Origin of the sequence: Streptomyces flavalbus (assembly GCF_042674625.1) — a bacterium.
Taxonomy (GTDB): Bacteria; Actinomycetota; Actinomycetes; order Streptomycetales; family Streptomycetaceae; genus Streptomyces; species Streptomyces flavalbus.
Genome location: NZ_JBHTEB010000001.1, coordinates 481,389 through 503,799, shown reverse-complemented (window position 1 = coordinate 503,799; position 22,411 = coordinate 481,389). Strand labels below are relative to the sequence as shown.

Annotated in this window: 23 protein-coding genes; 11 read left to right on the top strand and 12 right to left on the bottom strand. The window is 72.8% G+C overall.

All coding sequences use genetic code 11. The features are described from left to right. Positions 1-3: 3 nt before the first annotated feature. Positions 4-1,275, bottom strand: a complete 1,272-nt coding sequence (locus ACFQZ6_RS02235) for a streptophobe family protein (protein ID WP_381604641.1) — start codon at positions 1,273-1,275, stop codon at positions 4-6. Between the two features lie 153 nt (positions 1,276-1,428). On the opposite strand from ACFQZ6_RS02235, the gene ACFQZ6_RS02230 reads away from it, so the two are divergent. Next, positions 1,429-2,610: a DUF6777 domain-containing protein gene (locus ACFQZ6_RS02230; protein WP_381604640.1), complete on the top strand. Its 1,182-nt coding sequence runs from the start codon at positions 1,429-1,431 to the stop codon at positions 2,608-2,610. A 131-nt stretch (positions 2,611-2,741) separates the two neighbouring features. Then, entirely contained in the window at positions 2,742-3,206 is a 465-nt protein-coding gene (locus tag ACFQZ6_RS02225) for an ATP-binding protein (RefSeq protein WP_381604639.1), read from the top strand. 15 nt (positions 3,207-3,221) lie between these two features. Here ACFQZ6_RS02225 and ACFQZ6_RS02220 read toward each other — a convergent pair whose 3' ends face one another. Further along, positions 3,222-4,109, bottom strand: a complete 888-nt coding sequence (locus ACFQZ6_RS02220) for an RNA polymerase sigma factor SigF (protein WP_381604638.1) — start codon at positions 4,107-4,109, stop codon at positions 3,222-3,224. Positions 4,110-4,443: 334 nt separating this feature from the next. On the opposite strand from ACFQZ6_RS02220, the gene ACFQZ6_RS02215 reads away from it, so the two are divergent. Beyond that, complete coding sequence (locus ACFQZ6_RS02215) at positions 4,444-4,917, top strand: helix-turn-helix domain-containing protein (RefSeq protein WP_381617998.1); 474 nt, start codon at positions 4,444-4,446, stop codon at positions 4,915-4,917. Between the two features lie 30 nt (positions 4,918-4,947). Here the strand turns inward: ACFQZ6_RS02215 and ACFQZ6_RS02210 are convergent, their stop codons facing one another. Both ACFQZ6_RS02210 and ACFQZ6_RS02205 read right to left on the bottom strand, forming a co-directional pair. After that, positions 4,948-5,550 (bottom strand): ClpP family protease, encoded by a 603-nt coding sequence (locus ACFQZ6_RS02210; protein WP_381604637.1) that lies wholly within the window; start codon positions 5,548-5,550, stop codon positions 4,948-4,950. A gap of 2 nt (positions 5,551-5,552) precedes the next feature. Beyond that, complete coding sequence (locus tag ACFQZ6_RS02205; protein ID WP_381604636.1) at positions 5,553-6,206, bottom strand: ATP-dependent Clp protease proteolytic subunit; 654 nt, start codon at positions 6,204-6,206, stop codon at positions 5,553-5,555. A gap of 221 nt (positions 6,207-6,427) precedes the next feature. On the opposite strand from ACFQZ6_RS02205, the gene ACFQZ6_RS02200 reads away from it, so the two are divergent. Then, positions 6,428-6,910, top strand: a complete 483-nt coding sequence (locus tag ACFQZ6_RS02200) for a VOC family protein (RefSeq protein ID WP_381604635.1) — start codon at positions 6,428-6,430, stop codon at positions 6,908-6,910. Positions 6,911-6,945: 35 nt separating this feature from the next. Here the strand turns inward: ACFQZ6_RS02200 and ACFQZ6_RS02195 are convergent, their stop codons facing one another. From ACFQZ6_RS02195 to ACFQZ6_RS02185, 3 genes are all read right to left on the bottom strand, one after another. After that, positions 6,946-8,076, bottom strand: coding sequence for a hypothetical protein (locus ACFQZ6_RS02195; RefSeq protein ID WP_381604634.1), 1,131 nt, complete (start codon positions 8,074-8,076; stop codon positions 6,946-6,948). Beyond that, a complete protein-coding gene (locus ACFQZ6_RS02190) occupies positions 8,073-9,221 on the bottom strand; it encodes a hypothetical protein (protein WP_381604633.1) in 1,149 nt (382 codons plus the stop codon). The genes ACFQZ6_RS02195 and ACFQZ6_RS02190 overlap by 4 nt, the downstream gene beginning before the upstream one ends. A gap of 138 nt (positions 9,222-9,359) precedes the next feature. Continuing rightward, positions 9,360-10,088 carry an SDR family oxidoreductase gene (locus tag ACFQZ6_RS02185; protein WP_381604632.1) on the bottom strand — a complete coding sequence of 243 codons (729 nt, stop codon included), beginning with the start codon at positions 10,086-10,088 and terminating at the stop codon, positions 9,360-9,362. A 75-nt stretch (positions 10,089-10,163) separates the two neighbouring features. Between ACFQZ6_RS02185 and ACFQZ6_RS02180 the strand changes: the two genes are divergently transcribed. Beyond that, positions 10,164-10,547 (top strand): MerR family transcriptional regulator, encoded by a 384-nt coding sequence (locus ACFQZ6_RS02180; protein WP_381604631.1) that lies wholly within the window; start codon positions 10,164-10,166, stop codon positions 10,545-10,547. A 95-nt stretch (positions 10,548-10,642) separates the two neighbouring features. On the opposite strand, the gene ACFQZ6_RS02175 is transcribed toward ACFQZ6_RS02180, so the two are convergent. Then, positions 10,643-11,098, bottom strand: coding sequence for an NUDIX hydrolase (locus ACFQZ6_RS02175; RefSeq protein ID WP_381604630.1), 456 nt, complete (start codon positions 11,096-11,098; stop codon positions 10,643-10,645). A gap of 81 nt (positions 11,099-11,179) precedes the next feature. Between ACFQZ6_RS02175 and ACFQZ6_RS02170 the strand changes: the two genes are divergently transcribed. Continuing rightward, positions 11,180-11,659, top strand: coding sequence for an HIT family protein (locus ACFQZ6_RS02170; protein ID WP_381604629.1), 480 nt, complete (start codon positions 11,180-11,182; stop codon positions 11,657-11,659). 61 nt (positions 11,660-11,720) lie between these two features. On the opposite strand, the gene ACFQZ6_RS02165 is transcribed toward ACFQZ6_RS02170, so the two are convergent. The 3 genes from ACFQZ6_RS02165 to ACFQZ6_RS02155 all read right to left on the bottom strand — a co-directional run bounded on the left by ACFQZ6_RS02165 (position 11,721) and on the right by ACFQZ6_RS02155 (position 17,005). Next, entirely contained in the window at positions 11,721-12,626 is a 906-nt protein-coding gene (locus ACFQZ6_RS02165) for an alpha/beta fold hydrolase (protein WP_381604628.1), read from the bottom strand. Positions 12,627-12,661: 35 nt separating this feature from the next. Continuing rightward, positions 12,662-13,927, bottom strand: coding sequence for an FUSC family protein (locus ACFQZ6_RS02160; RefSeq protein ID WP_381604627.1), 1,266 nt, complete (start codon positions 13,925-13,927; stop codon positions 12,662-12,664). A gap of 114 nt (positions 13,928-14,041) precedes the next feature. After that, entirely contained in the window at positions 14,042-17,005 is a 2,964-nt protein-coding gene (locus tag ACFQZ6_RS02155) for an AAA family ATPase (RefSeq protein WP_381604626.1), read from the bottom strand. Between the two features lie 190 nt (positions 17,006-17,195). Here ACFQZ6_RS02155 and ACFQZ6_RS02150 point away from each other — a divergent pair, with 190 nt between their 5' ends. The 3 genes from ACFQZ6_RS02150 (at position 17,196) to ACFQZ6_RS02140 (ending at position 20,080) form a co-directional block, all read left to right on the top strand. Continuing rightward, positions 17,196-18,110, top strand: a complete 915-nt coding sequence (locus ACFQZ6_RS02150) for an MBL fold metallo-hydrolase (protein WP_381604625.1) — start codon at positions 17,196-17,198, stop codon at positions 18,108-18,110. Between the two features lie 22 nt (positions 18,111-18,132). Next, entirely contained in the window at positions 18,133-19,632 is a 1,500-nt protein-coding gene (locus ACFQZ6_RS02145; protein WP_381604624.1) for a carboxylesterase/lipase family protein, read from the top strand. 61 nt (positions 19,633-19,693) lie between these two features. Continuing rightward, a complete protein-coding gene (locus tag ACFQZ6_RS02140; protein ID WP_381604623.1) occupies positions 19,694-20,080 on the top strand; it encodes a RidA family protein in 387 nt (128 codons plus the stop codon). A gap of 312 nt (positions 20,081-20,392) precedes the next feature. On the opposite strand, the gene ACFQZ6_RS02135 is transcribed toward ACFQZ6_RS02140, so the two are convergent. Continuing rightward, positions 20,393-20,773, bottom strand: coding sequence for a winged helix-turn-helix transcriptional regulator (locus tag ACFQZ6_RS02135; protein ID WP_381604622.1), 381 nt, complete (start codon positions 20,771-20,773; stop codon positions 20,393-20,395). A gap of 90 nt (positions 20,774-20,863) precedes the next feature. Between ACFQZ6_RS02135 and ACFQZ6_RS02130 the strand changes: the two genes are divergently transcribed. Both ACFQZ6_RS02130 and ACFQZ6_RS02125 read left to right on the top strand, forming a co-directional pair. Beyond that, positions 20,864-21,793 carry an NADP-dependent oxidoreductase gene (locus tag ACFQZ6_RS02130; RefSeq protein ID WP_381604621.1) on the top strand — a complete coding sequence of 310 codons (930 nt, stop codon included), beginning with the start codon at positions 20,864-20,866 and terminating at the stop codon, positions 21,791-21,793. Positions 21,794-21,968: 175 nt separating this feature from the next. Continuing rightward, positions 21,969-22,349 (top strand): SH3 domain-containing protein, encoded by a 381-nt coding sequence (locus ACFQZ6_RS02125; RefSeq protein WP_381604620.1) that lies wholly within the window; start codon positions 21,969-21,971, stop codon positions 22,347-22,349. Positions 22,350-22,411 lie beyond the last annotated feature (62 nt).

The following is a 22,411-nucleotide window of genomic DNA, read 5'->3' as shown; positions in this document are numbered from 1 at the left end:
ACGTCAGGGACGCCCGGGCACCTCGCCCCGGCGGCGGCCCAGCGCCCTGGCCAGGAGGGCGCCGAGGAAGCCGGTCACCAGGCCCCACACCAGGGCGAGCCCCAGCGCCGACCACAGGCGGGGCCGCAGGAACAGGTCACCGGCGAGCCCGCCGCCCAGGTCGCCGATGCCGAGGACGGACAGGCCGTAGTGCGCGGAGATGCGGCAGACCAGGCAGACCATCAGCACCGTCAGCGCCAGCGCGACCGCCATCTGGAGCGCGTGCTGCCAGGGCCGGATCCGGGCCGGTGAGCGCGCCGCCATCAGGAACGCCGCCGCCAGCAGCAGCACCGCGTCCGCGACCAGCAGCCACCACACCCGGCCGTCGTGGTCGGAGAGCGTGCCCAGGTTGAGTTCCGCGATGTCCGGCACCCGCAGCACCTGGTCGAGCAGATGGGGCATCGGCAGCCCGAACGGCCCCTCCACCCGCCCGTTCCAGGTCGCGCCGAGCCCGATCGTCAGCGCCAGCCACACCAGGTTCGGCAGCCCCAGCAGGATCACCGCGAACGTCTCGGCCGCATGGCCGCGCGTCGCCGCGACCACCAGCCCGATGACGACACCCAGCACCACGTAGGCGAGCAGCAGCGCCACCATGGCGTACGCGGCCGGGCGCACCCACTCCTCGAACCGCAGCAGCCGCGGCGGCAGCGGGGTACGGGAGACCAGCAGCGCCAGCGCCAGCACCCCCGCCAGCCACAGCAGCCCGAACAGCAGCGTCACCGGCACATCGGTGGTGAACCCGACCTCGGGCCGGATCCCGAACAGGTCACCGAGGTCACCGAGGGACTCCTCACCGAGGTCGATCTGGAAGGTCTGCCGCGCGGCCAGTGCCAGCGCCAGCACCCCCAGCAGCCACAGCACCGCGATCCGGCCCGCCCACCCGGCCAGCTCCCCGGTGCCCGCGACCGCCCGGTGCCGCAGCGGCCGGACGAAACCGGCGGCGATCACCAGCGCGCCGGTCAGGGCCACGGACAGCGGCAGCACGGTCAGCCCCGCGTCGGTGCCCGCGATCCCCCCGGCGTCCCCGGACAGCTCCACGCTGCCGCCGACGGCGGTGACCACCGTCGCCGCGACCACCCGGGGGAACGCCCCGTCCGGCAGGTCCGTCGCGCCCGCCGCCCACAGCCCGAGCGCGGCGACCACCCCCATGGCGAGCAGTCCCGCCAGCGTGGTGAGGAGGGCCTCGGCCCAGCCGTGCCGGGCCACGGCCTGGTCGGAAGGGGTTCGCGCGATCACGGTTGCCACGCTAGGCAGGCTCCGCCCACTCCGCCCGCCGGGAGGTCCGTCCGCGTCGGCTTGCGGGCGGCACGGCACCGGGGCAGACAATGGACTGGAGGGGGTGGGGGTTGGTCCGGGGCCCTGGGCCCCCCGTCGGGAAGAAGTAGCTGAGTGAGCGTCGAACCGCCGTCGTCCGGCCGCCCCACAGGCCCGCCCTCCGGTCCGCTGTCCGGCGGCTCCTCCGCGCAGCCGCCCTCCGGACCCCCCACCCCGCCACCGGGCGGCGGCTCCAGCACCCCGCAGCCGCCCGAACCCGGGCCGGGACGCCCGTGGTGGCGCTCCGTGCCCCGGGTCGCCGCCATCACCGCCGCGGTGGTGGCCGCCGTGATCATCGCCGTCGTCCTCACCCGTCCGGGCGGCGGCTCCGGCGGCGGCTCGGGCAGCGCCACCGGCGGCGAGGGCGAGGTCTTCCTCCAGGCGGCGGGCAAGTCGGGCCCCGACCCGTTCACCGACTCCAGCGCCACGGACAGCTCCGCGCCGCCCGTCACCCCGTCCGCCACCACCGAGTCCGCCCCGGCCAACACCGTGCGGGGCGTCGACGGCGACGCCCCCGGCCTGTACGGCGGCACCCGGGACACCACCAGTTGCGACGTGGAGAAACAGATCAAGTTCCTCCAGAAGGACGAGGCGCGGAACCGGGCCTTCGCCGGGGTCGCCGGGGTGAAGCCCACCGAGGTCCCCGACTACCTGCGCTCCCTCACCCCCGTACAACTGCGCATGGACACCCGCGTCACCAACCACGGCTACCAGGACGGCAAGGCCACCAGCTACCAGGCCGTCCTCCAGACCGGCACCGCGGTCCTCGTCAACGACCGCGGCCTGCCCCGGGTGCGCTGCGCCTGCGGCAACCCGCTCACCGATCCGGTCCCGCAGAAGACCACCCCGAAGACGACCGGCGACTCCTGGCCGTCGTACCGGTCCTCGAACGTGGTCGTGGTGGAGCCCGCGGCCAAGCCCGTCGAGGCCTTCACGCTGTACGACCCCGACAGCGGCGACTGGTTCAAGCGCCACAAGGGAGACACCGGCGCCAAGGACCGGCCGACCCAGCCGCCGAAGGACGCGGCCACCCCGTCGACCACCCCCACCACCCCCACCGCGCCGCCGACGGCCCCGCCGACCACCCCGACCGGGCCGGGGACCCCGGAGACCTCCGAGGAACCGGTGCCGCCGGAGAACACGCCGGAGGAGCCGTCGCCGGACACCGAGACGCCCACCACCTCGGGGTCCACGCCCGAAGCGCCCGACACCCCCGACACCCCGGAGACGCCGACGACCGCCGACCCGGGAGTGTGACGACCGCGTCACCCGGGCCTGGACTGGGTGGCGCGACTCGGGGTATGCGGACTGGTGCAACATCGTCCGGCGAGTCCGGAATCTCCGAACACCACCCTGAACGCTTCGCAAGCTCCGAAGAGAGAACACGCATGATCGACCACCGGGACGGGGCAGTGGTACCGACTGGGTTCGACGTGCCGGTGGAACCACTGTGGCGCGCGGCGCACTTCACCGGTGAGACCGGCAGCATCGCCGAGGCACGCGCGTTCGCCGCGCTCTTCCTCGAACAGCTCAGAACGGAGTGGTGCGCCGAGATAGGTGAGCGCTGCGAGGGCTCCGCGCTGCTCGTGGTGAGCGAGCTGGTCACCAACGCCGACCGGCACAGCAACGGCCCGTACATCCTGGAGCTGGAGGGCACCGACAGCGCGGTGGCGGTGTCGGTGTACGACAGCAGCGACGCGGTGCCGCTGCGCTACCCGCGCGACCCCGAGCGCATCGGACGGCACGGCCTGGAGATCGTGCACGCGGTGGCCGAGGAGGTCGCCGTCGAGCGCGTGCCGGTCGGCAAGCGCGTGCGCGCGGTGCTGCGGCTCGACGGCGACCAGGTCCCGTAGGACCGTGGACCTCGGTCAGGCGCAGCCCAGTTCGCCGAGCATCCCCTCGCGCAGCCGGACGATGATCCGCTTCAGCAGCCGGGAGACGTGCATCTGGGAGCAGCCGAGCTGCTCACCGATCTCGGCCTGGGTGGCCTCCTCCACGAACCTCATGTGCAGGATCCGCCGGTCCCGTTCGTCGAGTTCGGCCATCAGCGGGGCGAGGGACTGGAAGTCCTCCACCAGCCGCAGCCCGTGCTCCTCCACCCCGATGAAGTCCGCGAGGACCGCCTCGCCGGACTCGGGGCCGTCGCCGGTGAGGGCGGCGTCCAGGGACGAGGAGTTGTAGCCGTTGGCGGCGATCTGCGCCTCGACGACCTCGTCCTCGGAGATGTTCATCAGCGTGGCCAGTTCGGCCACCGTCGGCTCCCGGTCCAGTCTGCTGGCCAGCTCCTCGCGCGCCTTGGCCAGCTCCACCCGCAGCTCCTGGAGGCGGCGCGGCACGTGCACCGCCCAGGTGGTGTCACGGAAGAATCGTTTGATCTCGCCGACGATGTACGGCAGCGCGAAGGAGGTGAACTCGACCTCGCGTGCCAGTTCGAACCGGTCGATGGCCTTGATCAGGCCGATCATGCCGGTCTGGACGATGTCCTCCATGTCGTCGCCGCGGCCCCGGAACCGTCCGGCGGCGAACCGCACCAGCGACACGTTCATCTCGATCAGCGTGTTGCGGGCGTACTGGTACTCGTGCGTGCCCTCCTCCAGCTCCGCCAGCCGACGGAAGAACTGGCGGGACAGCTCCCGGGCGTCGCGCGGCGCGATCGACCTCGGGTCCACGACCTCCGGCACCGCTGCCTCCCCCACCCTGCCCTCGGCACCGTTCTGCTCGAACTTCGCCTCCGACCGGATCACGGCGGTGTCCATTGGCTCTCCCAGGAAAGTCATGGTTCGACGTCTGCCCCTTCTGCGGGCTCGACTGCGTACGGGACCAGCGGCGCTGGTCCGGACCCCAGGTACCCGGGTCCGGCCGACCTATGCACCGCGGCCCACGAACACCGCGCCGAGCCCACCCGCGGGTTCGCTCCCTCCGGATACCCGGGGTCGCGGGGCACATGCGGTCGGTGCGCGCGGTTGGCGGAAATTCCCCGCACCGGGCGGCGCGGCGTCCAGCGCCCCGGCCCCGGATTCCACCGAGGGCGGAACGCCGTACCCTTCCCGTGCCGCCCAGGACTCCTAGGCTGAGAGGGTGAGCAACCAGGTGAGCGGCCCCACGCCGAACGAAGCCCGCGTCATTCCCCTGCGCCCGCGTCCGCTACGCCCCAGATCCGGGCGTCCGCAGCCCGCGCGACCAGAGCCCCTACGCCCGGAGTCCGCCCGCCCCGAGCCGGTGGGACCGGACCAGGTACGCCGACCGGACGCCGAACGCGAACCGCTCTGGCGGGACCTGGTCGGTGACGTACTGCGCCGCGAGCGGCTGGCCCAGGAGCGCACGCTCAAGGACGTCGCCGACACGGCCCGGATCTCCATGCCGTACCTGTCGGAGGTGGAGCGGGGCCTCAAGGAAGCCTCCTCGGAGGTCCTCGCGGCCGCCGCCCACGCCCTCGGCCTGACCCTCGGCGACCTGCTGACCCTGGCGCACGGGGAACTGACCCGCGTCACCAGCGCCACCCAGGTCGGCCGGGGCCGCGGTCCGGGCGGCTCGCCGTACGGCGGTCTCTGCCTGGCGGCCTGACCCGGGAGCCGACGTCTCGTTCCGGCCGTCTCAGACGGACACGAGGCGTCGGCTCAGCACCTCGTCCGCCAGCCCGTACGCCACCGCCTCGGGCGCGGTGAAGACCTTGTCGCGGTCCATGTCGGCGCGCAGCGTGGCGATGTCGTGGTGGGTGTGGCGGGCGAGCACCTCCTCCACCTGGGCGCGGATGCGCACCATCTCCTTGGCCTGGAGCGCCAGGTCGGAGATCATGCCCCGCTGCCCGCCGGACGCGGGCTGGCCGAGCAGCACCCGCGCGTGCTCCAGCACGAACCGGCGTCCCGGGTCCCCGCCCGCCAGCAGCACGGCCGCCGTGGAGGCCGCCTGGCCGACGCAGAACGTCGAGATCGGGGCCTGGACGAACGTCATCGTGTCGTAGATCGCCATCAGCGAGGTGAACGAGCCACCCGGCGAGTTGAGGTAGATCGCGATCTCCTGCTCCGGCGCCGACGACTCCAGGTGGAGCAGTTGCGCGATAACGACGTTGGCGACGCCGTCGTCGATCTCGGTGCCGAGGAAGATGATCCGCTCCGACAGCAGACGGCTGAAGACGTCGTAGGACCGCTCGCCCTGCGGGGTGCGCTCGACGACGTTCGGAATCGTGTACGTCCCCATGGTCACAGTCCTATCCGTCGTCGGGCGGCGGCCGGGCGCACGTCGGCGAGCGACTCGACGACGTGGTCGACCATGCCGTACTGCTTGGCCTCCTCGGCGGTGAACCAGCGGTCGCGGTCGCCGTCGCGGGCGATGGTCTCCGGGGTCTGCCCGGTGTGCTCGGCGGTGAGCCGTTCCATGGTGCGCTTGGTGAAGTCCAGGTGGTCCGCCTGGATCTCGATGTCCGCGGTGGTGCCGCCGATGCCCGCGGACGGCTGGTGCATCATGATGCGCGCGTGCGGCAGCGCGAACCGCTTCCCCGCGGTGCCGACGCTGAGCAGGAACTGCCCCATGCTGGCCGCGAACCCCATGGCGAGCGTGGCCACGTCGTTGGGGATCAGCCGCATGATGTCGTAGATCGCCAGGCCCGCGTGGACGGAGCCGCCCGGGCTGTTGATGAACAGGCTGATGTCGGTGCGCGGGTCCTCCGCCGACAGGATCAGCAACTGGCTGCACACCCGGTTGGCGGAGACCTCGTCGACCTGGGTGCCCAGCAGCACGATCCGCTGGCCGAGGAGTTGGGCGGCGAGCTGGTCGTCGTAGGGGGTGGGAGGGGTGTCGCCCTCCGCGGCTCGGGGCAGCAGCCCTCGCAGCGGGCCCGTGGTGAGTGGAGACATCGGAAGTAGCTCCTAGTCGTGGTTGCCGTAGCGGTCGCGGTCGCTTGGGTTGTCGCCGTCGTGAACCGCGGTCGATCCCCACTGTGGGCCGGGAGCGGGGGCCGCCGGGGATTTCTAGGCCCGTGGCAGATTCGCCGGTGGCAGACCGATGAGTTCGGGGTGCGGCGCCGGTCCTACAGATGACCGTGTTCGACAGCGCCGCATCCCAGGAGGGACCACCCATGAGCCGCGACGGATTCACCACCTGCCTCTGGTTCGACGGACAGGCCGAGGAGGCCGCCGAGTTCTACGTCTCCGTCTTCAAGAACTCCAGCGTCGAGCGGGTCGCCCACTACCCCGAGGGCGCGCCGGGCCCGGCCGGGGGCGTGATGACCGTGGAGTTCACCGCCAACGGCCACCGGTTCGTCGCGCTCAACGGCGGACCGCAGTTCACCTTCAACGAGGCGATCTCCTTCCAGGTCTTCTGCGACGACCAGGAGGAGGTCGACCACTACTGGTCCCGGCTGACCGAGGGCGGCGGCGAGCCCGGCCCGTGCGGCTGGCTCAAGGACCGGTTCGGGGTGTCCTGGCAGATCATCCCGGAGCGGCTGCCCGCCCTCGTCGGTGACCCCGACCCGCAGAAGGCCGCCCGCGCCACCCAGGCGATGCTCTCGATGGGCAAGCTCGACATCGCCGCCCTGGAGAAGGCGCACGCGGGCGAGTGAGCCGCCCGTCGCGGCCCGGGGCGACCGCGCGGAGGTCAGCGGCCGCCGCCCGGCCGGGGCAGGGTCAGCTTGAGCGGGCCGCAGCCGAGGCGGGCGGCTTCGGCCTCGACGTAGCGGGGGAAGAGGGTGCGCAGGTCCGCGCTCGTCTCGGCGTCGTGGGCCTGGACGAGGAACACCGTCGGCCCCGCCGGGCACTGGGTGCGGAAGACACCGAGGTTGGGGCCGATCCCGCCGAGGCCGACGGGGGAGCGCACCCGGTCGCCCGTGTGCAGGGCCGTCCTCATGAAGACCGCGGCCAGTCGGGGGTCCTCCACGGTCATCAGGCGCTGCCTGGGCCGTGAACCGGCGATGTCCCGGTCGCAGGTGCGCACCGGGCCGCGCCCGCTGGTGATCAGGGCGGACCCGTACGGCGTGCGCTTCCCACCCAGGCTCAGCCCCGGGATGCCGCAGAGCGCGTCCGGTTCCTCCGTGGTGGTGTGCTGGGCGGCCTCCGGGAGGCGCTCGACGGGATCGGCGATGGTTCCGGCGCAGCCCAGGTCCGCGCTGACCTCGTTGACGAGTTTCACGACCATGCGGGCCATGGCGTCCCGCTGTTCGGCGCGCGGCGCCTCGTCGCTGATCCACCTGCCCTGGGCGATGTCCACGACGGTCGGTCCGTCGAAGTCGTCGGGGCGGCCCAGGCAGTCGTCCGGGAGCGCGAGCCAGGCGCGGTTGTCCGCGGCCATGCCCAGAAGGCCACCGCCGAGCGGGGTGAGACGGGCGGCGAGGAACTGGTCGGCCCACGTGCCGTCGTAGCCGCCCTCGGAGTCCAGCCGGTGCACCCGGGCGGTGAGCGCCCAGCCGTCGCCGTCGCTGTTCGTCAGCAGGCAGTTTCCGACGGGGCCGCTCAGGGGGTCACCGTGCAGTACGGGCGCCTCGACCGCCCTGACGCCCTCCGGCTCGCGGAAGAGGGGAGCGAGGTCGTCGCGGGACAGCGCGCCCCAGCACATCTCGTCCGACGCGAACGGCCCGGTCTGCGTCCGCCACGCCGTGCCGCCGACGCCGAGCAGCACCCCGGCGAGCCCCGCGGCGAGCACCGGCCGGACCCGGCCGCGCAGCAGTCGGCGCCAGTGCCACCAGCGTTTGGGCAGCTCGTCGCGCTGCGGATCGTCCGCGGTGCTGCTCACCGGGCGGCTCCCTCGGAGGCGTGGGGGGCGGCGGGCGCTATGGCCGCGCAGCCCAGACGGGCGGCGGTGGCGTTGGCGAAGGCGGCGAGGTGGCCGGGGTTGACGGAGACGCCCATCAGGAAGGTGGCGGGCCGACCGGCGCACTCGGCCCGCACGATCGCGTGCTCCTCACCGAAGGTGCCCGTTCCGCGCCAGCCGCGGCCAGCGGGGCGGGTTCCCGTGATGCCGTCGAACACCGCGGCCAGCCGGGGATGCGCGACCATCGCCAGCTCCAGGTACGGCGCGCCGTCCTCTGTGCCGCGGACGCCGCACGTGTGAAGGTCGCGGGTGACCGCGCCGATCTGGTACTCGACCTCCTCCGTCTCGGGGTGCAGGCCGCGGATGCCGCAGACCTCCTCCGAGGTGCTGTGGACGCGCTCCGGTTCGCCCGGCAGGCCGTACACCGGCGAGCTGACCTCCAGCGGCTCGTCCGGGGCGCAACCGGCCGCCGCCATCCCCTGGTTGGCCGCCGCGACGAGCAGCACCGCCGCCTGCCGGGCACCGCCCAGGGAGGGCGGATCGTTCCGGACGTACGAGACGCCGCTGGCGTACGTGCCGGACGCGCGCAGGGTCACGACGGTCGGACGGCCGTCCGCGGCGTCGCAGGACTTGGGCAGCACCAGCAGGCCACCGCGCTCGCTCACCGTGCCCGGCAGGCCGTCCGGGAGCGGGACCGAGTCGCCGCCTAGGAAACCGCCCTGGACCATCGCGAGCCGGTCCTCCGCGGCCTTGGGGACCGGTCGGTACTCGACGGCCACCCGCTGGTCGTAGGAGACCTGGTCGCCGTCGTAGCCGCCGCGACCGCCATGGGCGAGGTCGATCTGGCACCGCCCGGTCGGCCGCTCGCGGGTGGGCGCCGTCTCCTCGACGGCCCGTGACCAGTCGTCATCGCCGCCGAGGAAGCCGGGCCCGCCGCCCTCCTCCCACGCACCCCAGCAGTACCGGTCCTTGGGCCACGGCCAGGTGTCCGCCGCCCGCGTGCCGAGCCCGGCACCCGCGACCGCGAGCACCAGCGCGGCCACCAGCAACAACCACCCGCGCCCGCCGCGCGGCAACGCCCGGCGTAACCGAGCGGGCACCGCGGACGCCGTCTTCGTCCCACTCACCCTGATCCCCCTCCGGCGCAGGAGTGTATTCCAACCCCTTTCAGGCACCGGTGCGGATACGAGGAGGCGGACCTCGTTGGGATGACGGGCAGCGGCGTGGTCGACACCGGTCACCGCGACGGACGGCCGCGGGGCCGCTCAGGCCGCCGTCAGGGCCGCCAGGGCGCGGTCCATCGCGGCGTTGAACTCCTCCGGCGTCAGCGGCAGCCGGGACTTGACGTCGCGGCTCCACTGGTCGGCGAGGACCTCGGCTGCGCCCGCCTCGACACCGTCGAGCGCGGCGTCGGCCAGGTCGGACGGCGCGAGCTTGGCGACCGGCCAGGCCGCGGCCATGTCGGTGTCGGCCAGGCCCAGGTGCACGGCCGTCACCAGCGTGCGCTGCCCCGCCAGTTCCAGGCGGACGTTGTTGGTCATGGCCCACGCGGCGGCCTTGGACAGGTGGTAGGCGCCCGCGCCCTGGCCGCCGAACCACGACATGGCGGACAGGACGTTCACGATGGCGCCCCCGCCGTTCCGGGCGAGCACCGGCGCGAACTCGCGCACCATGTGCAGGTGGCCGAGCACGTTGGTGTCCAGCTCGCGCCGCACCGCGTCCAGCGAACCGGTCACCAGGTCGGTCCCGGTCTGGATCCCGGCGTTGTTGACGAGCAGCGAGACGTCGTCGGCGGCCTCGGCCGCCGCTCTCACGGACGCGGGGTCGGCGATGTCGAGCGCCAGCACCTCGGCCCCGGGCAGGTCCACGGTTTCCGGTCGGCGGGCGGTCGCGTAGACCTTGCGGGCGCCCCGCTCCAGCAGGCGCTGGGCGAAGGCGCGGCCCAGGCCACGGTTGGCTCCGGTGACGAGGGCGACTGAGTCGTTGATCTCCATGCCGGTTACGCTAGAACCTGACGTTGACGTCAGAGGCAAGTGCTGGTCGACAGGATCGCAGTGAGGGGAGTCACCATGGCCGTCCCGGGGACCGAGCCCACCACCGAGCGGCTGATCCGCATCGGGGAGGTGGCGCGGGGCGCCGGTGTCTCGGTGCGCGCCGTGCGCTACTACGAGCAGCAAGGGCTGCTCCCCGCGGAGCGCAGCCCGTCCGGCCAGCGCCTCTACCGGCAGTCCGCCGTCGAACTGGTCCGCTTCTTCCAGCAGATGTACGCCGCCGGTCTGACCAGCCGACGGATCGCGGAACTCCTCCCGTGCTGGGACTCCGGCCACACCGACGCCGAGCAACGAGCCATGCTGCACGCCGAACGCGCCCGCATCCAGGCCAAGGTCAACGACCTCCAGGCCGCCCTGGACCGCCTCGACGAGGTCATCAGGATCACGGACACCCATCCGTAGGCGCCACCTGCCAGCCGAGCCAGCCGTGCCAGGAGTGTCGACCACCGGGGCCGCGGGCCCACCCGGCCCTGGACGCGATCCGGGGACCTCGGTACTCAACGAGGGGTGGTGAGCGCCGCCTTCGCCCGGTCCAGCATACGAAGCGCGTCGGCAGCCGCGGGCGACAGCACGCTGTCACCCCGCAGGTCAGCCAGGGGCACCCATGCCACTGCCTCGGTGGAACCGTCAACCTCGATCATCGTGGGCACTCCGTCTTTGACGGCCGCGGCGTAGAACAGTGCCGTCAAGCTCCAACGCACACCATCTCGCTGGGCCACGTAGGTCCGCGCGTCGAGCAGGCAGGCGTCGGTCAGTCGAAGGCCCGTCTCCTCCAGCAGCTCACGGGCCAGCGCCTCGGCGGGCTGCTCGCCCGGGTCGATGCCCCCGCCGGGCAGGTGCCACAGACCCGGCATGAAGACCGGCGAAGCGTCCGACAGCCTGGCCAGCAGCAGCCGATCACCTTCCGCGACGATCGCATAAGCCGATATGCGGGTCCTCACCAGGCCACCCATGCGTTCCCCCTCGCCACGCAACGCCTTCCGAGCGGAACCCTAGCGCCACCTGTGCAGGCGACCCGAGGCTAAGGTCGTGCCATGACCGGCAATTGGCGGATGGACCGGATCGGAGCTGCTCTGCGGGGTGAGAATCCGACCATGCTGCGACAGCTCGGGTCTGGGTTCGCGGTGATCGGCGACGTTCAGTTCCTGCCCGGGTACTCAGTTCTCCTTGTGGACAAGCCGGGAGTTGAACGGCTGTCTGACCTGCCGCGGGCCAAGCGGCTCTCCTTTCTCTCCGATATGGACCAACTCGGAGAAGCGGTTGAACGCGTCTGTCGGCGCCTGGACCCAGCCTTTCGCCGGGTCAACCTGGAGATTCTCGGCAACACGGACCCATTCCTCCATGCCCATGTCTGGCCGCGGTACGAATGGGAGCCGGGTGAGTTGGTGGGCAAGCCGGTGTGGCTGTATCCACGTGACCGGTGGAGCGACGGGCAGTTCACGCTCGGCCCGCAGCACGATGTGCTGAGGGAGGCCATCGGCAGCGAACTGGACCACTTGCGCTCGATGGACTGACGGCGTGACGGGCCCTATCTCACGGAGGCCATCGTCTTGGCGGTGGCCGGTGGCCGGGCCATCAGGTCGCTGCTGTCGCCACCAGGCGGGCTGGGGGTACGGGCTCCAGTCGGTGTAGTGCGGGGTGGTTCTCAAGGGGCTCGTCGGTCATGAACCGGGCCAGTACGTCGCTGAAGTCGCGTGGGCGTTCGAGGTGTACCACGTGGCCGCTGCCCCGGAGCAGGGCGAGCACCGCACCGGGGATGCTGGCGGCGACGGTCCGTGCGCCCTCGGGTGGGCACAGTCGGTCGTGTTCGCCGCTGAGGCACAGGGCCCGTACCCCGTGGATGCCGTCCGGGTCGCCGAACGGATGCCGCAGCAGCCGGTCGTTGGCCGCGATGTACCGCGGGATCTCCACCGGTCCGGCGGCCGACAGCACGCGGTGCAGCACCTTGGCCGCCGTGTGCGGGTGGGCCGCCAGGCACGTCGGCTCGGTGCACACCAGGAGCTCCACCGCCCGGTGGGCGAACTCCTGCGTGTCCCCGGCCCGCAGCAGCTCACTGAGGTGCGCGATGGCCGCGCGCGCGTCCTCCGGGACGGCCGGGGTGGAGCCCACGAGCGCCAGCCTGGCCACCCGTCCGGCGTGGCGCTGCGCGTACCGGTAGGCGATCGCCGTGCCGTAGGACACGGCGATGATGTTGACCCGGTCCAGGGCGAGATCGTCCAGCAGGTGGCTCAGGGCGTCGCCCATGAAGTCGAAGCCGTACTCCTCGGGCAGGTCGTCGGCGGTGCCCAGCCCCGGCAGCTCGACGCTGACCACGGTGGACGCGGCCACCCACGGGCCCTCGGACCGGCGGTTGGAGTGCATGTTCTGGTAGGCGCCCCCCAGTACGACGATCGGTTCGGTGCGCGGATGTGGCTGCTCCACGATCCGGCAACCGAAGCCGAAGCCCCCGTAGTTCACTTCTCGGACCGACTCGACCGGCATGGACAACCTCGTCACTTCCCTGTGCTCGCACGCGTTCAAGCAGAGCAACGACCTACCGCCGGGGCGGTCACCGCCCTCCCGGCCCGCACGTCGCAGGTGCCGAGGAGCGCGGCGAGGGCCCCGCATCCGGCTCCCAGCGCTGTCTCCTGCACGCGCAGGGAGAGGAGGAGGGGGGAGAGGGTGCCCAGGAGCGCCAGCACCATGCAGAGGGAGCCGGTGAGGAAGAAGGTCACCGCCCAGTAGTGGCTTGACGGCGTGGAGAACACCCCGAAGACGCAGGCCAGGAGGAAGGCCAGACCCAGGAACCTGCTGTGCCCGGCCGCCAGGGCCGCGAGCCCGTACCCGAACGGCACGCCCGCCACGGTGCCGACCAGCCGTCGGCCGCTCTGCCGCACGACGTCGCCGGTGTGCTCGGCGTTGACGAAGACGACCCAGGCCGTGACCACGGCCCAGTACCACAGGTGCGGGGAGATCAGGTGCCCGCCGAGCATGGCCAGCGCGGCGGCGGCGGTCACCTGCCACGCCTGTCGTGTCGTGCACCGCGACGAGGGCACGGACCGGGGGTGCGTGGACCGGCGGCGCGTGCTGGGGGCTTCGTCGAGGAAGTCCCGTAGCAGCCGCTCGGAGCTCCTCAGACTCTTGAGACGTCGTTCGAGGCGCCTCTCCGTACGCCGCCGCCGTCGCCGTGTGTCATGCGGGCTGACGGCCCGTAGGTCCGCCGTCGCCCGCTGGGCGTCCCGCAGACGCACCTCGAACGCCGCACCGAGGCGCGTCAGGATGCCGTACGACGTCACGGGCACCAGGACGAGGCGGGTGAGGGTGGCCGCGGTGAAGGAGACGGCCAGCGCGACGGCTAGCTGGGGTAGCTGACCGGCGCTGACGGCGGCGAACTGGGTCAGGAAGTAGGCCATGAAGGCGTAGATCCCCAGGTCCTGGCCGCGGCGCCCGAAGCGGCGGACGTAGACGGCGGCGAAGATCAGCGGCAGGAAGGCCAGGCGGGAGGCGAGCGCGTAGGGCGCCAGCAGTCCTCCGGCGGTCAGCGCGGCGAGGGCCACGGGTGCCCCGGCGAGCAGGGTGCGCAACTGGTTGCGGGGGTGCGGGTCGCTGCTCGCCAGCGAGGTGACCACCGCCATGAAGCCGCCGCCCAGGACGACGACGGCGGGCTCACCCAGCGCGGTCAGCGCCGCCAGGGTGAGCGTGAGGCCGAGGACGGCCCGCAGCCCGGCGGCCATGCGCAGCAGCCCCGGATCGGCGGCGGTGAGACGGGCCCGGAACGACGACTCGGTCTTCGCGGTCACCATCGCCTGTCCGAATCCCGCCCTCACCCGGTCCGCTTTCATCGTGCTGCCAGTCTGGTTCGGCGGGTTGCCGCGCGGTATCCGTCAGCTGACTGCTTCGGCCGCCCGGGGCGGGCTTCAGCCCTGACGGCCCTCGGGGGCCAGGGCGCCTTCGACGAGGTCGCGCAGTTGGGAGCGGGCGGTGATGCCGAGTCTGGGGAAGCTGCGGTAGAGGTGCGAGCCGACCGTGCGCGGGGAGAGGAACAGTCTCTCCCCGATCTCCCGGTTGGTCAGCCCACGAGCGGCGAGCCGGATGATCTGCTGCTGTTGCGGGGAGAGTTCGGCGAGCGCGTCGGGAGCGGAGTCCGTGACGTCGAGCCCCGCGGCGCGCGCCTCGGTCCGGGCACGCTCGATCCACGGGCGGGCACCCAGCCGCCGGAACGTGTCCAGCGCCTCGGCGAGTGGCGCCCGCGCCTCGGCGATGCGCCGACGGCGACGCAGCCACTCGGCGAGGTCCAGCAGGGCCAGGGCGCGTTCGAAGGGCCAGTGCTCCAGTACGGGATCGGCCAGGGCGGCCCGGAAGTGCGGCTCGGCGCGGTCGGCGTCGGCCAGCAGACCGCGGGCCCGCTCGATCAGCGCGCGCAGTCGGGGCGAGGCGTTGTGGGCGAGGGCGCGCGCCGAACGCTCCACGATCGCGGCGGCCCGGTCACGGTGGCCGCTGCGGACCGCCGCGGCGGCCAGGTCCGCGAGGGCCGGGTAGGACGCGTGGTAGTGCACGGGCGCGCCGTCCGCCGTGAAGACGGCGCGGAGTTGGTCGTACGCCGTCTCGTGCGCGCCTTCCGCCAGGGCCGCGACGCCGAGTGCGCGACGGGCGTAGACCGCCACCGAGCGGCTCTCCAGCGGGTCGATGAGGGCCAGCGCCTCCGCCGCCCGGGCACGCGCCCCGGCCGTGTCGCCCTGGTAGGCCAGCACGGTGGCGTCCACGGCCGTGGCACACGCCACGGCGTGGTCGAGCCCGGCCGTCGCGCCGAGCGCGCCGCTGCGGGCGCAGGATTCCCGGGCGCGCCCCCATCGTCCCAGTTCCACGTAGGTCCAGGCGGCGGCGCCGCCGAGCCCGTCCGGCAGCGGGCCGCGCAGCCCCCAGCGGTCGAACGCCTCGTCGAAGGCGCGGGCGGCCCGCGGGGTCTCGTCCAGCAGCCAGGCCATGACCGCGAAGGCGGTGAGCCGGTCGGGTCGCCGTCGCGCCTCGGCGGCGACCCGTGGCAGCAGGGAGAGCAGTGCGGCCCTGTTGGCGAAGGGGTCGGACACGGCCCGCACCCAAGCGCGCAGCCATGCCTGGGCCGCGTCGTCCTGCGGGAGGCGGTCCAGGACGGCCTCGACACGCTGCCGCTGGGTGTCCTCCGCGCAGTAGAAGCGGACCACGGCGGCGCCCGCCAGGAGGTCGAGAGCGGTGGGGGACCGGTGCCGGTCGGCCGCCAACTCCTCGGCCGCGTCCGCCAGCCGGGCGAAGACCACGGGGTGGCGGGCGGTCAGCACGGCCAGCCGTCCCACCTGCGCGGCGGCCTCGGCGAGGAGCGCGGGGTCGTCGGTACGCGCGCGTGCCGCGGCGGCCAGTTCCTCCACCCAGGCGAGGTCACCGGTGAGTACGGCCTGCGCGGCGGCGGCGACCAGCAGCCGGGCACCGTCCTCGCGACGCGGTGCCAGGTCAGCGGCGCGGTGCAGGGCCGTCGCCGCCGCCGCGTGGCCGCCACGGCGCCGGGCCCGCTCGGCGGTCCGCTCCAGCTCCGCCGACACGGCCGCGTCCGGGGCGGTGGCCGCGGCGGCGAGGTGCCAGGCGCGCCGGTCCGGCACGGCACGCAGCAGCTCGGCGAGCGCGAGGTGGGCGGCGCGCCGGGCGTCGGGGGCGGCGGCGTGGTAGACGGCGGACCGGATCAAGGGGTGGCTGAAGCGCGGGAGCCCGTGGCCGGTCCGCCGGATCAGCCCGGCCTGTTCGGCGGGCGGCCAGACATCACCTTCGGTGTACGACACCGGGCCCGGAACGGCGCTCGCGGAGTCGGCGCTCATCGACAGTGAGGTCGAACCTGCGGACGTGGAGTCGGCCGTGCCTGGTAGCTGGGACGGGGTGGTGGGCGCGGGGCCCGCGATACCCGGCAGCAGGCCCAGACCGCCCATCGCCGCCGAGTCCGCCGATTCCGCAGTATCCGCGAAGTCCGCGTTGTCCACGGCGGCCAGGAGCAGCAGGGCGCGTGTGGTGGCGGCCGGGAGGCCGGGCAGGCGGGCCGCGAAGACGCGTTCGAGGTGTTCGGGGAGGGGGAGCGGCCCCGCGGGCGGCTGCCCGGTGGCCGCCGCGTCGGGTGCGGTGGCCGCCCTGGTCAGTTCGGTCAGCGCCAGCGGATTGCCCTCGGCCTGCGCGAGGATACGCGTCCGCGTCCGACCGGCCGGGTGCCCCGGCTGCCGGTCGAGCAACCGGTTCGCCGCGGAGTCGTCGAGCGGACCGACGGTGAGGGTCGGCAGGTGCCGGTCGAAGCCGGGGAGACGGTCGCCGGGCCGGGCCGCGATCAGCGTCGTGACCGGTTCGCCCGCCAGCCGCCGGACAGCGAAGGCGAGTACGTCAAGGGAGGCCCGGTCGAACCACTGCGCGTCGTCCAGGACGACGAGGACCGGCCCCCGTTCCGCCACCGCGGACAGCAGACTCATGACGGCGACCCCGACGAGCATGAGGTCGGGTTCCTCCGAGGCCGTACCGGCGCCGAAGGCGCTGTGCAACGCCGCCCGCTGCCGCTCGGGCAGTTCGCCCACCTCAGCCGACACCGGCCGCAGCAGCAGGTGCAGGGCGGAGAAGGCCAGGTCCGCCTCCGACTCGCTGCCCTCGGCGCGCAGGACGCGCGTGCCGTGGGTCTCGGCCCGGTGCGCCGCGCGGTCCAGCAGGGCGCTTTTCCCCACTCCCACCTCCCCGCGGAGAACAAGAACCTGGTCCGCCGACGCCGCCGCGTCCACCGCGCGAAAAAGGCGCGCCAGTTCCGCGTCCCGGCCGATGAGATTCGCTTCGCCGCCCGACTCCTCTCCCGCGACCGCTCGGGGGCCGCCTGCCTGCTCATCCACCGGGTGTCTCCAGGAATCGGGAATCGTGGTTCGTCAAGCGGAGCCGCTGCCTGCCCTGCCCCCACCAGGCTACAAGCGGCCTGGCCTGCGACCTGATGCCGGTGGACGGGTGCAGTCACGTGACTGATACCGCCCCCGCCGCACCGCTCGTAGCGTGACCGAGGAGTCGCCGTACACCCGATGGAGAATCATGGAACAGATCAAACTCGGCAATGTCACGATCACTCGCGTCTGGGAATACTACGGCTCGGTCGACATGACACCCGACACGTTCTTCCCGGAAAGCTCGAAGGAAACCTGGGAAGCCGCCGAGCCATGGCTCGCTCCGCATTTCCTGGACGCGGAAACCAATATCGTGAATTCCGCGATCCAGACCTGGCTGCTGCGCAGTGAGGGCAGGACCATCCTCGTCGACACGGGCGTGGGCAACCACAAGGAGCGCCCGTACGCGCCGGTCTGGAGCCATCTGAACACGGACTTCCTCGCCAACCTCGCCCGCGCCGGTGTCGCGCCCGAGGACGTGGACATCGTCGTCAACACGCATCTCCACATCGACCACGTCGGCTGGAACACCTACCTGGACGGGCGGCGGTGGGTGCCCACCTTCCCCAACGCCACGTACCTGATGCCCAAGGACGACTTCGACTTCTGGAACCCCGAGAACGGCCACAAGCCGTTGCTCGGCCGTGGCAACCAGAACGTCTTCGAGGACAGTGTGGCCCCGGTCCACCAGGCCGGTCAGACACTGCTGTGGGAGCGGAGCCACCAGATCGACTCCGCCCTGCGCCTGGACGCGGCCCCCGGCCACACCCCCGGCTCCTCCGTGCTGACCCTCACCTCCGGAACGGACCGCGCGGTGTTCGTCGGCGACATGCTGCACAGCCCGGTGCAGATCGTCGAACCGGACGCCAACAGTTGCTTCTGCGAGGACCCCGCGGGCGCCCGCGCCACCCGCCGCAAGGTGCTGGGCTGGGCGGCCGACAACAACGCCCTCGTGATCCCCGCGCACCTGGGCGGCCACGGCGCCGCCGAGGTCGTACGCCAGGGCGGCACGTTCGCCATCAAGGGCTGGGCTCCCTTCAGCCCGTACACCGAGCAGGGCTGACGCCCGCGGAGAGACACGAACCATGAGCCACCACCCCGAACCCGTCGTGACCACCACGCGCGGAGCCGTCCGCGGTCTGCGCCAGGACGACAGCACCACCGCCTTCCTGAACATTCCCTACGCCGCCCCGCCGCACGGCGCCGACCGGTTCGCGCCGCCCCGGCCGCACGCCCCCTGGGACGGTGTCCGGGACGCCACCCTGCCGGGGCCCACCGCACCGCAGTCCGAGCGCAGGCTCGGCAGCGTGGACATGACCCCCTACTTCGGCACCGGCTGGAGCCGCGGTGCGGACTACCTCACCGTCAACGTGTGGGCCCCCGCGGGCGCGGGGGACGGCCTGCCCGTCATGGTCTTCGTGCACGGCGGCGGCTTCGTCGCCGGATCGACCCGCTCCGCCCTGTACGACGGTTCCGCCTTCGCCCGCGACGGCGTCGTCCTCGTCACCCTCAACTACCGGCTCGGCATCGCCGGTTTCCTCGACCTGCCCGGTGCGCCCGCCAACCGCGGCCTGCTCGACGTGGTCGCCGCCCTGCGCTGGGTGCGGGAGAACATCGCCGCGTTCGGCGGTGACCCCGACGCGGTCACCCTCTTCGGCCAGTCGGCCGGGGCGACCATCGTCGGCGGCGTCCTCGCCACGCCGGACGCCACCGGCCTGTTCCGCCGGGCGGTCATCCAGAGCGGCAGCGGCCTCGGGGCGTTCACGTCCGAGCAGGCCGCCCGTGTCACCAGGGCCGCCGCCGAGGCGCTGGGCGTCAGGCCGCACGCCGACGCCTTCGCCGACATCCCCGACGAACGCCTCGTCGAGGCCGCCTCCGGGCTCGCGGGCATCGACCTGCGCACCGGCACCCACCACGACCCGCTGCTCGGCCTCAGCCCGTTCAGCCTGGTCCTGGACACCCAGCCCGCCGCCTCCGTCGCCGCCGGACCCGGCGCCGACATCGACCTGCTCATCGGCACCAACACCGAGGAGGGGAACCTCTACCTGGTCCCGGTCGACAAGTACGCCACCTCCACCGCCGCCGACGTCGACGACGTGGCGACGCGTGCGCACCCGGACCCGGCGAGGCTCGTCGGGACGTACCGCGCCACCCGACCCGAGGCGTCCCCCGGCGAACTGCGCTCCGCCATCCTGGGCGACGCGCTGTTCGGCGCGGGCAGTTGGGCGCTGGCCGACGCGCACGCCGCCCACCCCGGGTCCACCACCTTCGCCTACGAGTTCGCTTGGCGCTCCCCGGCGCTCGACGGAGACCTCGGCGCCACCCACGCCGTGGAACTCCCGTTCGTCTTCGACCTCGCGCACCTGCCCCAGCTCCAGGGCCCGGCCGCCCTGCTCGGCCCCGACAAGCCCCCCGCGCCGCTGGCCACCCGCGTGCACGACACCTGGGTCCGCTTCGCCACGACCGGCCACCCCGGCTGGGACCCCTACGACACCGAGCGGCGCGCCACGCTGCACATCGACGCCGACACCGAGTGGACCCAGGTCGACGACCCCCGGGACGAGGAACGACGCGCCTGGACCTGAACCGCGCCCACCCCTTCCCGCCGCCCCAGCATCACCCCGTACGACCCGAGGACACGCCACCATGACCAGAACCGTCATCACGACCGAGCACGCGCCCACCCTGCCCGGCGCCCCGCTCTCCCAGGGCATCCGCAAGGGCCCCTTCCTCCAGGTCTCCGGGCAGCTCCCGCTCGACCCGGACACCGGCGCTGTCGTCGGGACCACGGTCGCCGAGCAGACCGCACAGACCCTGCGCAACGTCACCGCCGTACTCAAGGCGGGCGGCGCGGCCCTGGAGGACGTCATCATGCTCCGCGTCCACCTCACCGACCCGGCCCACCTGGCCGAGATGAACGACGCGTACGCGACGGCCGTCAGCGAACCGTTCCCCGCCCGCACCACCGTCTACATGCCGCTTCCGCCAGGGCTCCTCGTGGAGATCGACGCCTTGGCCGTGCTGGACGACTGAGCGCCCGCACCACGGGGTGGGTCATCTGCCAGGGGCGTGCGGTGAGGGTCGCGCCAGCGGCCCTGCTGGGCGCGGTGCGTGCCGGGCCGGGACGCCCATCGCCGCCTTCGGCACCCCATCCGGTACGCCGCGTCCGCCCCCAGGTGCCACACCTCCGTCGTGCCCTGCCCATGCGCTGGACGGGGCCTTCAAACAGGCGAACAAGATGACGAGACCCACGCCGTGCTGTGGTTCCGGACGGCACTCTGACCGACCTCACCGGGACCGCCACGGACCCCTCTTCCGCCTGATACTCTCCGGCGCCCTCTGGACTCACGAGACACCAGGCCCGCGAGCCGGATCGGCGTCGAGCGCGTCGAGCACCGCGTCGCCGTTCGCCCTCGCCCACTCGGTCAGCGTGTGGATCGGGTCGATCAGCGTCGCCCCGAGCGGCGTGAGTTCGTACTCGACGCGGGGCGGCACGCCGGCGTAGGCGTGGCGGTGGATGAGTCCGTGCGCCTGGAGCCGTCGGAGCGTCTGGGTGAGCATCTTGCGGGAGATGCCGCCGATCAGGTCGATCAGCTCGCCATGGCGCACCGGTCCCCTGCTGAGGCCGTAGAGCACGACCACCGTCCACTTGTCGGCGATCAGCTCGACCGCCAGACGCGCCGGACAGTCGGCGAGAAAGGGATCGCCGGGACCGAAACCGCTCATCCGCCCAAGGTACCCGCGCCGTGGGAACCCGCCGGTACCTATCGGGTTCATAGCCTGGCTTCCCTCCCCTTCCGAAGAGCCAGGAGAGTCATGCGAGTCATCACCCAGGAAACGCTCGGCGGTCCCGAGGTGCTCACCATCGTGGACGCGCCCGAGCCGCAGCCCCTTCCGGGCGAGGTCCTCGTCCGCGTCAAGGCGATCGGGCTGAACCCGCTGGAGGCGCGTCTGCGCGCCGGTGAGTTCCCGCTGATCGGCCAGCCGCCGTTCGTCCTCGGCTGGGACATCAGCGGCGTGGTCGAAAGGGCGCCGCAGACGTGGCGGTTCAGGCCCGGCGACGAGGTGTTCGGGATGCCGATGTTCCCCCGGGCGGCGAGCGCGTACGCCGAGGTCGTGTCAGCGCCAGCGATGCACCTGGCGCACAAGCCCGCCTCGCTCTCGCACGTCGAGGCGTCGGCGCTGCCGATCGTCGGGCTGACGGCGTGGCAGGGCCTCGTCGACCTCGGCGGCGTGACCGAGGGCGACCGTGTCCTGGTCCACGGCGGTGGTGGCGGGGTCGGCCATGTCGCGATCCAGCTCGCGAAGGCGCTCGGCGCGTACGTGATCGCGACCGCCAGCGGGAGCAAGCGGACGTTCGTCGAGGGGTTCGGCGCCGACGAGGTGATCGACTACACGGCGGTCGACTTCACCGAGGCGGTCCGCGACATCGACGTCGTGCTCGACACGATCGGTGGCGACACCGTCGAGCGGTCGCTCCACGTGCTCCGCCGAGGCGGTCACCTGGTGACGGCGGTCGCCGAGGGGGATTCGCGGCTCATCGCCAGGTACGAGGCGGCCGGTATGCGCTTCAGCGGCATCGCGGTCGACCAGGACCCGGTCGCCCTGCGAGGTCTCGCCGGACTCGTCGAACAGGGCAGGCTCCGCGTCCACGTGCAGGAAACGTTCCCGTTCGAGCGCGTCGCCGACGCGCACCGGCTACTCGACAGCGGTCACCTCCAGGGCAAGCTCGTCCTCACGGTCTGATCCCGTCGTGGGGCCGTCCTGTACTCGGCTCGCACTGTCCGCTGGCCGTACGGCCGCGGCAACGTTTCGAGGATTTTGGAAAGGCTGTCCACGGCACCCCACCCCTGGTGACACTGGCGGCAGGAGGGAGGTCGCCGACTCGGGCCTCCCGGAACCCATCAGGGGGAATCAGAAGATGCGCAGGACGACTTCGCGCCCGCTGACCAAGATCATGATCACGGCCGCGGTGGGCGTGATGGCCGCCGCGGGTACGGCGGCTCCGGCCTCCGCGGCGGAAGCTCCACAGGCCGACCGGACGAACGTGAGTGCCGCCTTCGAGACGGTCACCACCTGGGTCCAGGGCAACGTGCGCACGGGGCCGTCGACGGACTACGGCATCGCCTACACCGTCGCGGCGAACCAGAACCTCACCGCCGTGTGCTGGCTCGAGGGCGGCATGGTCTCCGCCAACGGCTACACCCACAACAAGTGGGTGTACCTCCTGGACGGCAACTACATCTGGGGCGGCCTGCTCAAGGGCAACGAGGTGGGCAACGTGGGCTCGCTCTGCTGGTGACCAAACGGCCGCTTCCGCACGCGTCGCGGGAGCGGCCGTCGCTGCTCGGCGGGCCGCTGTCC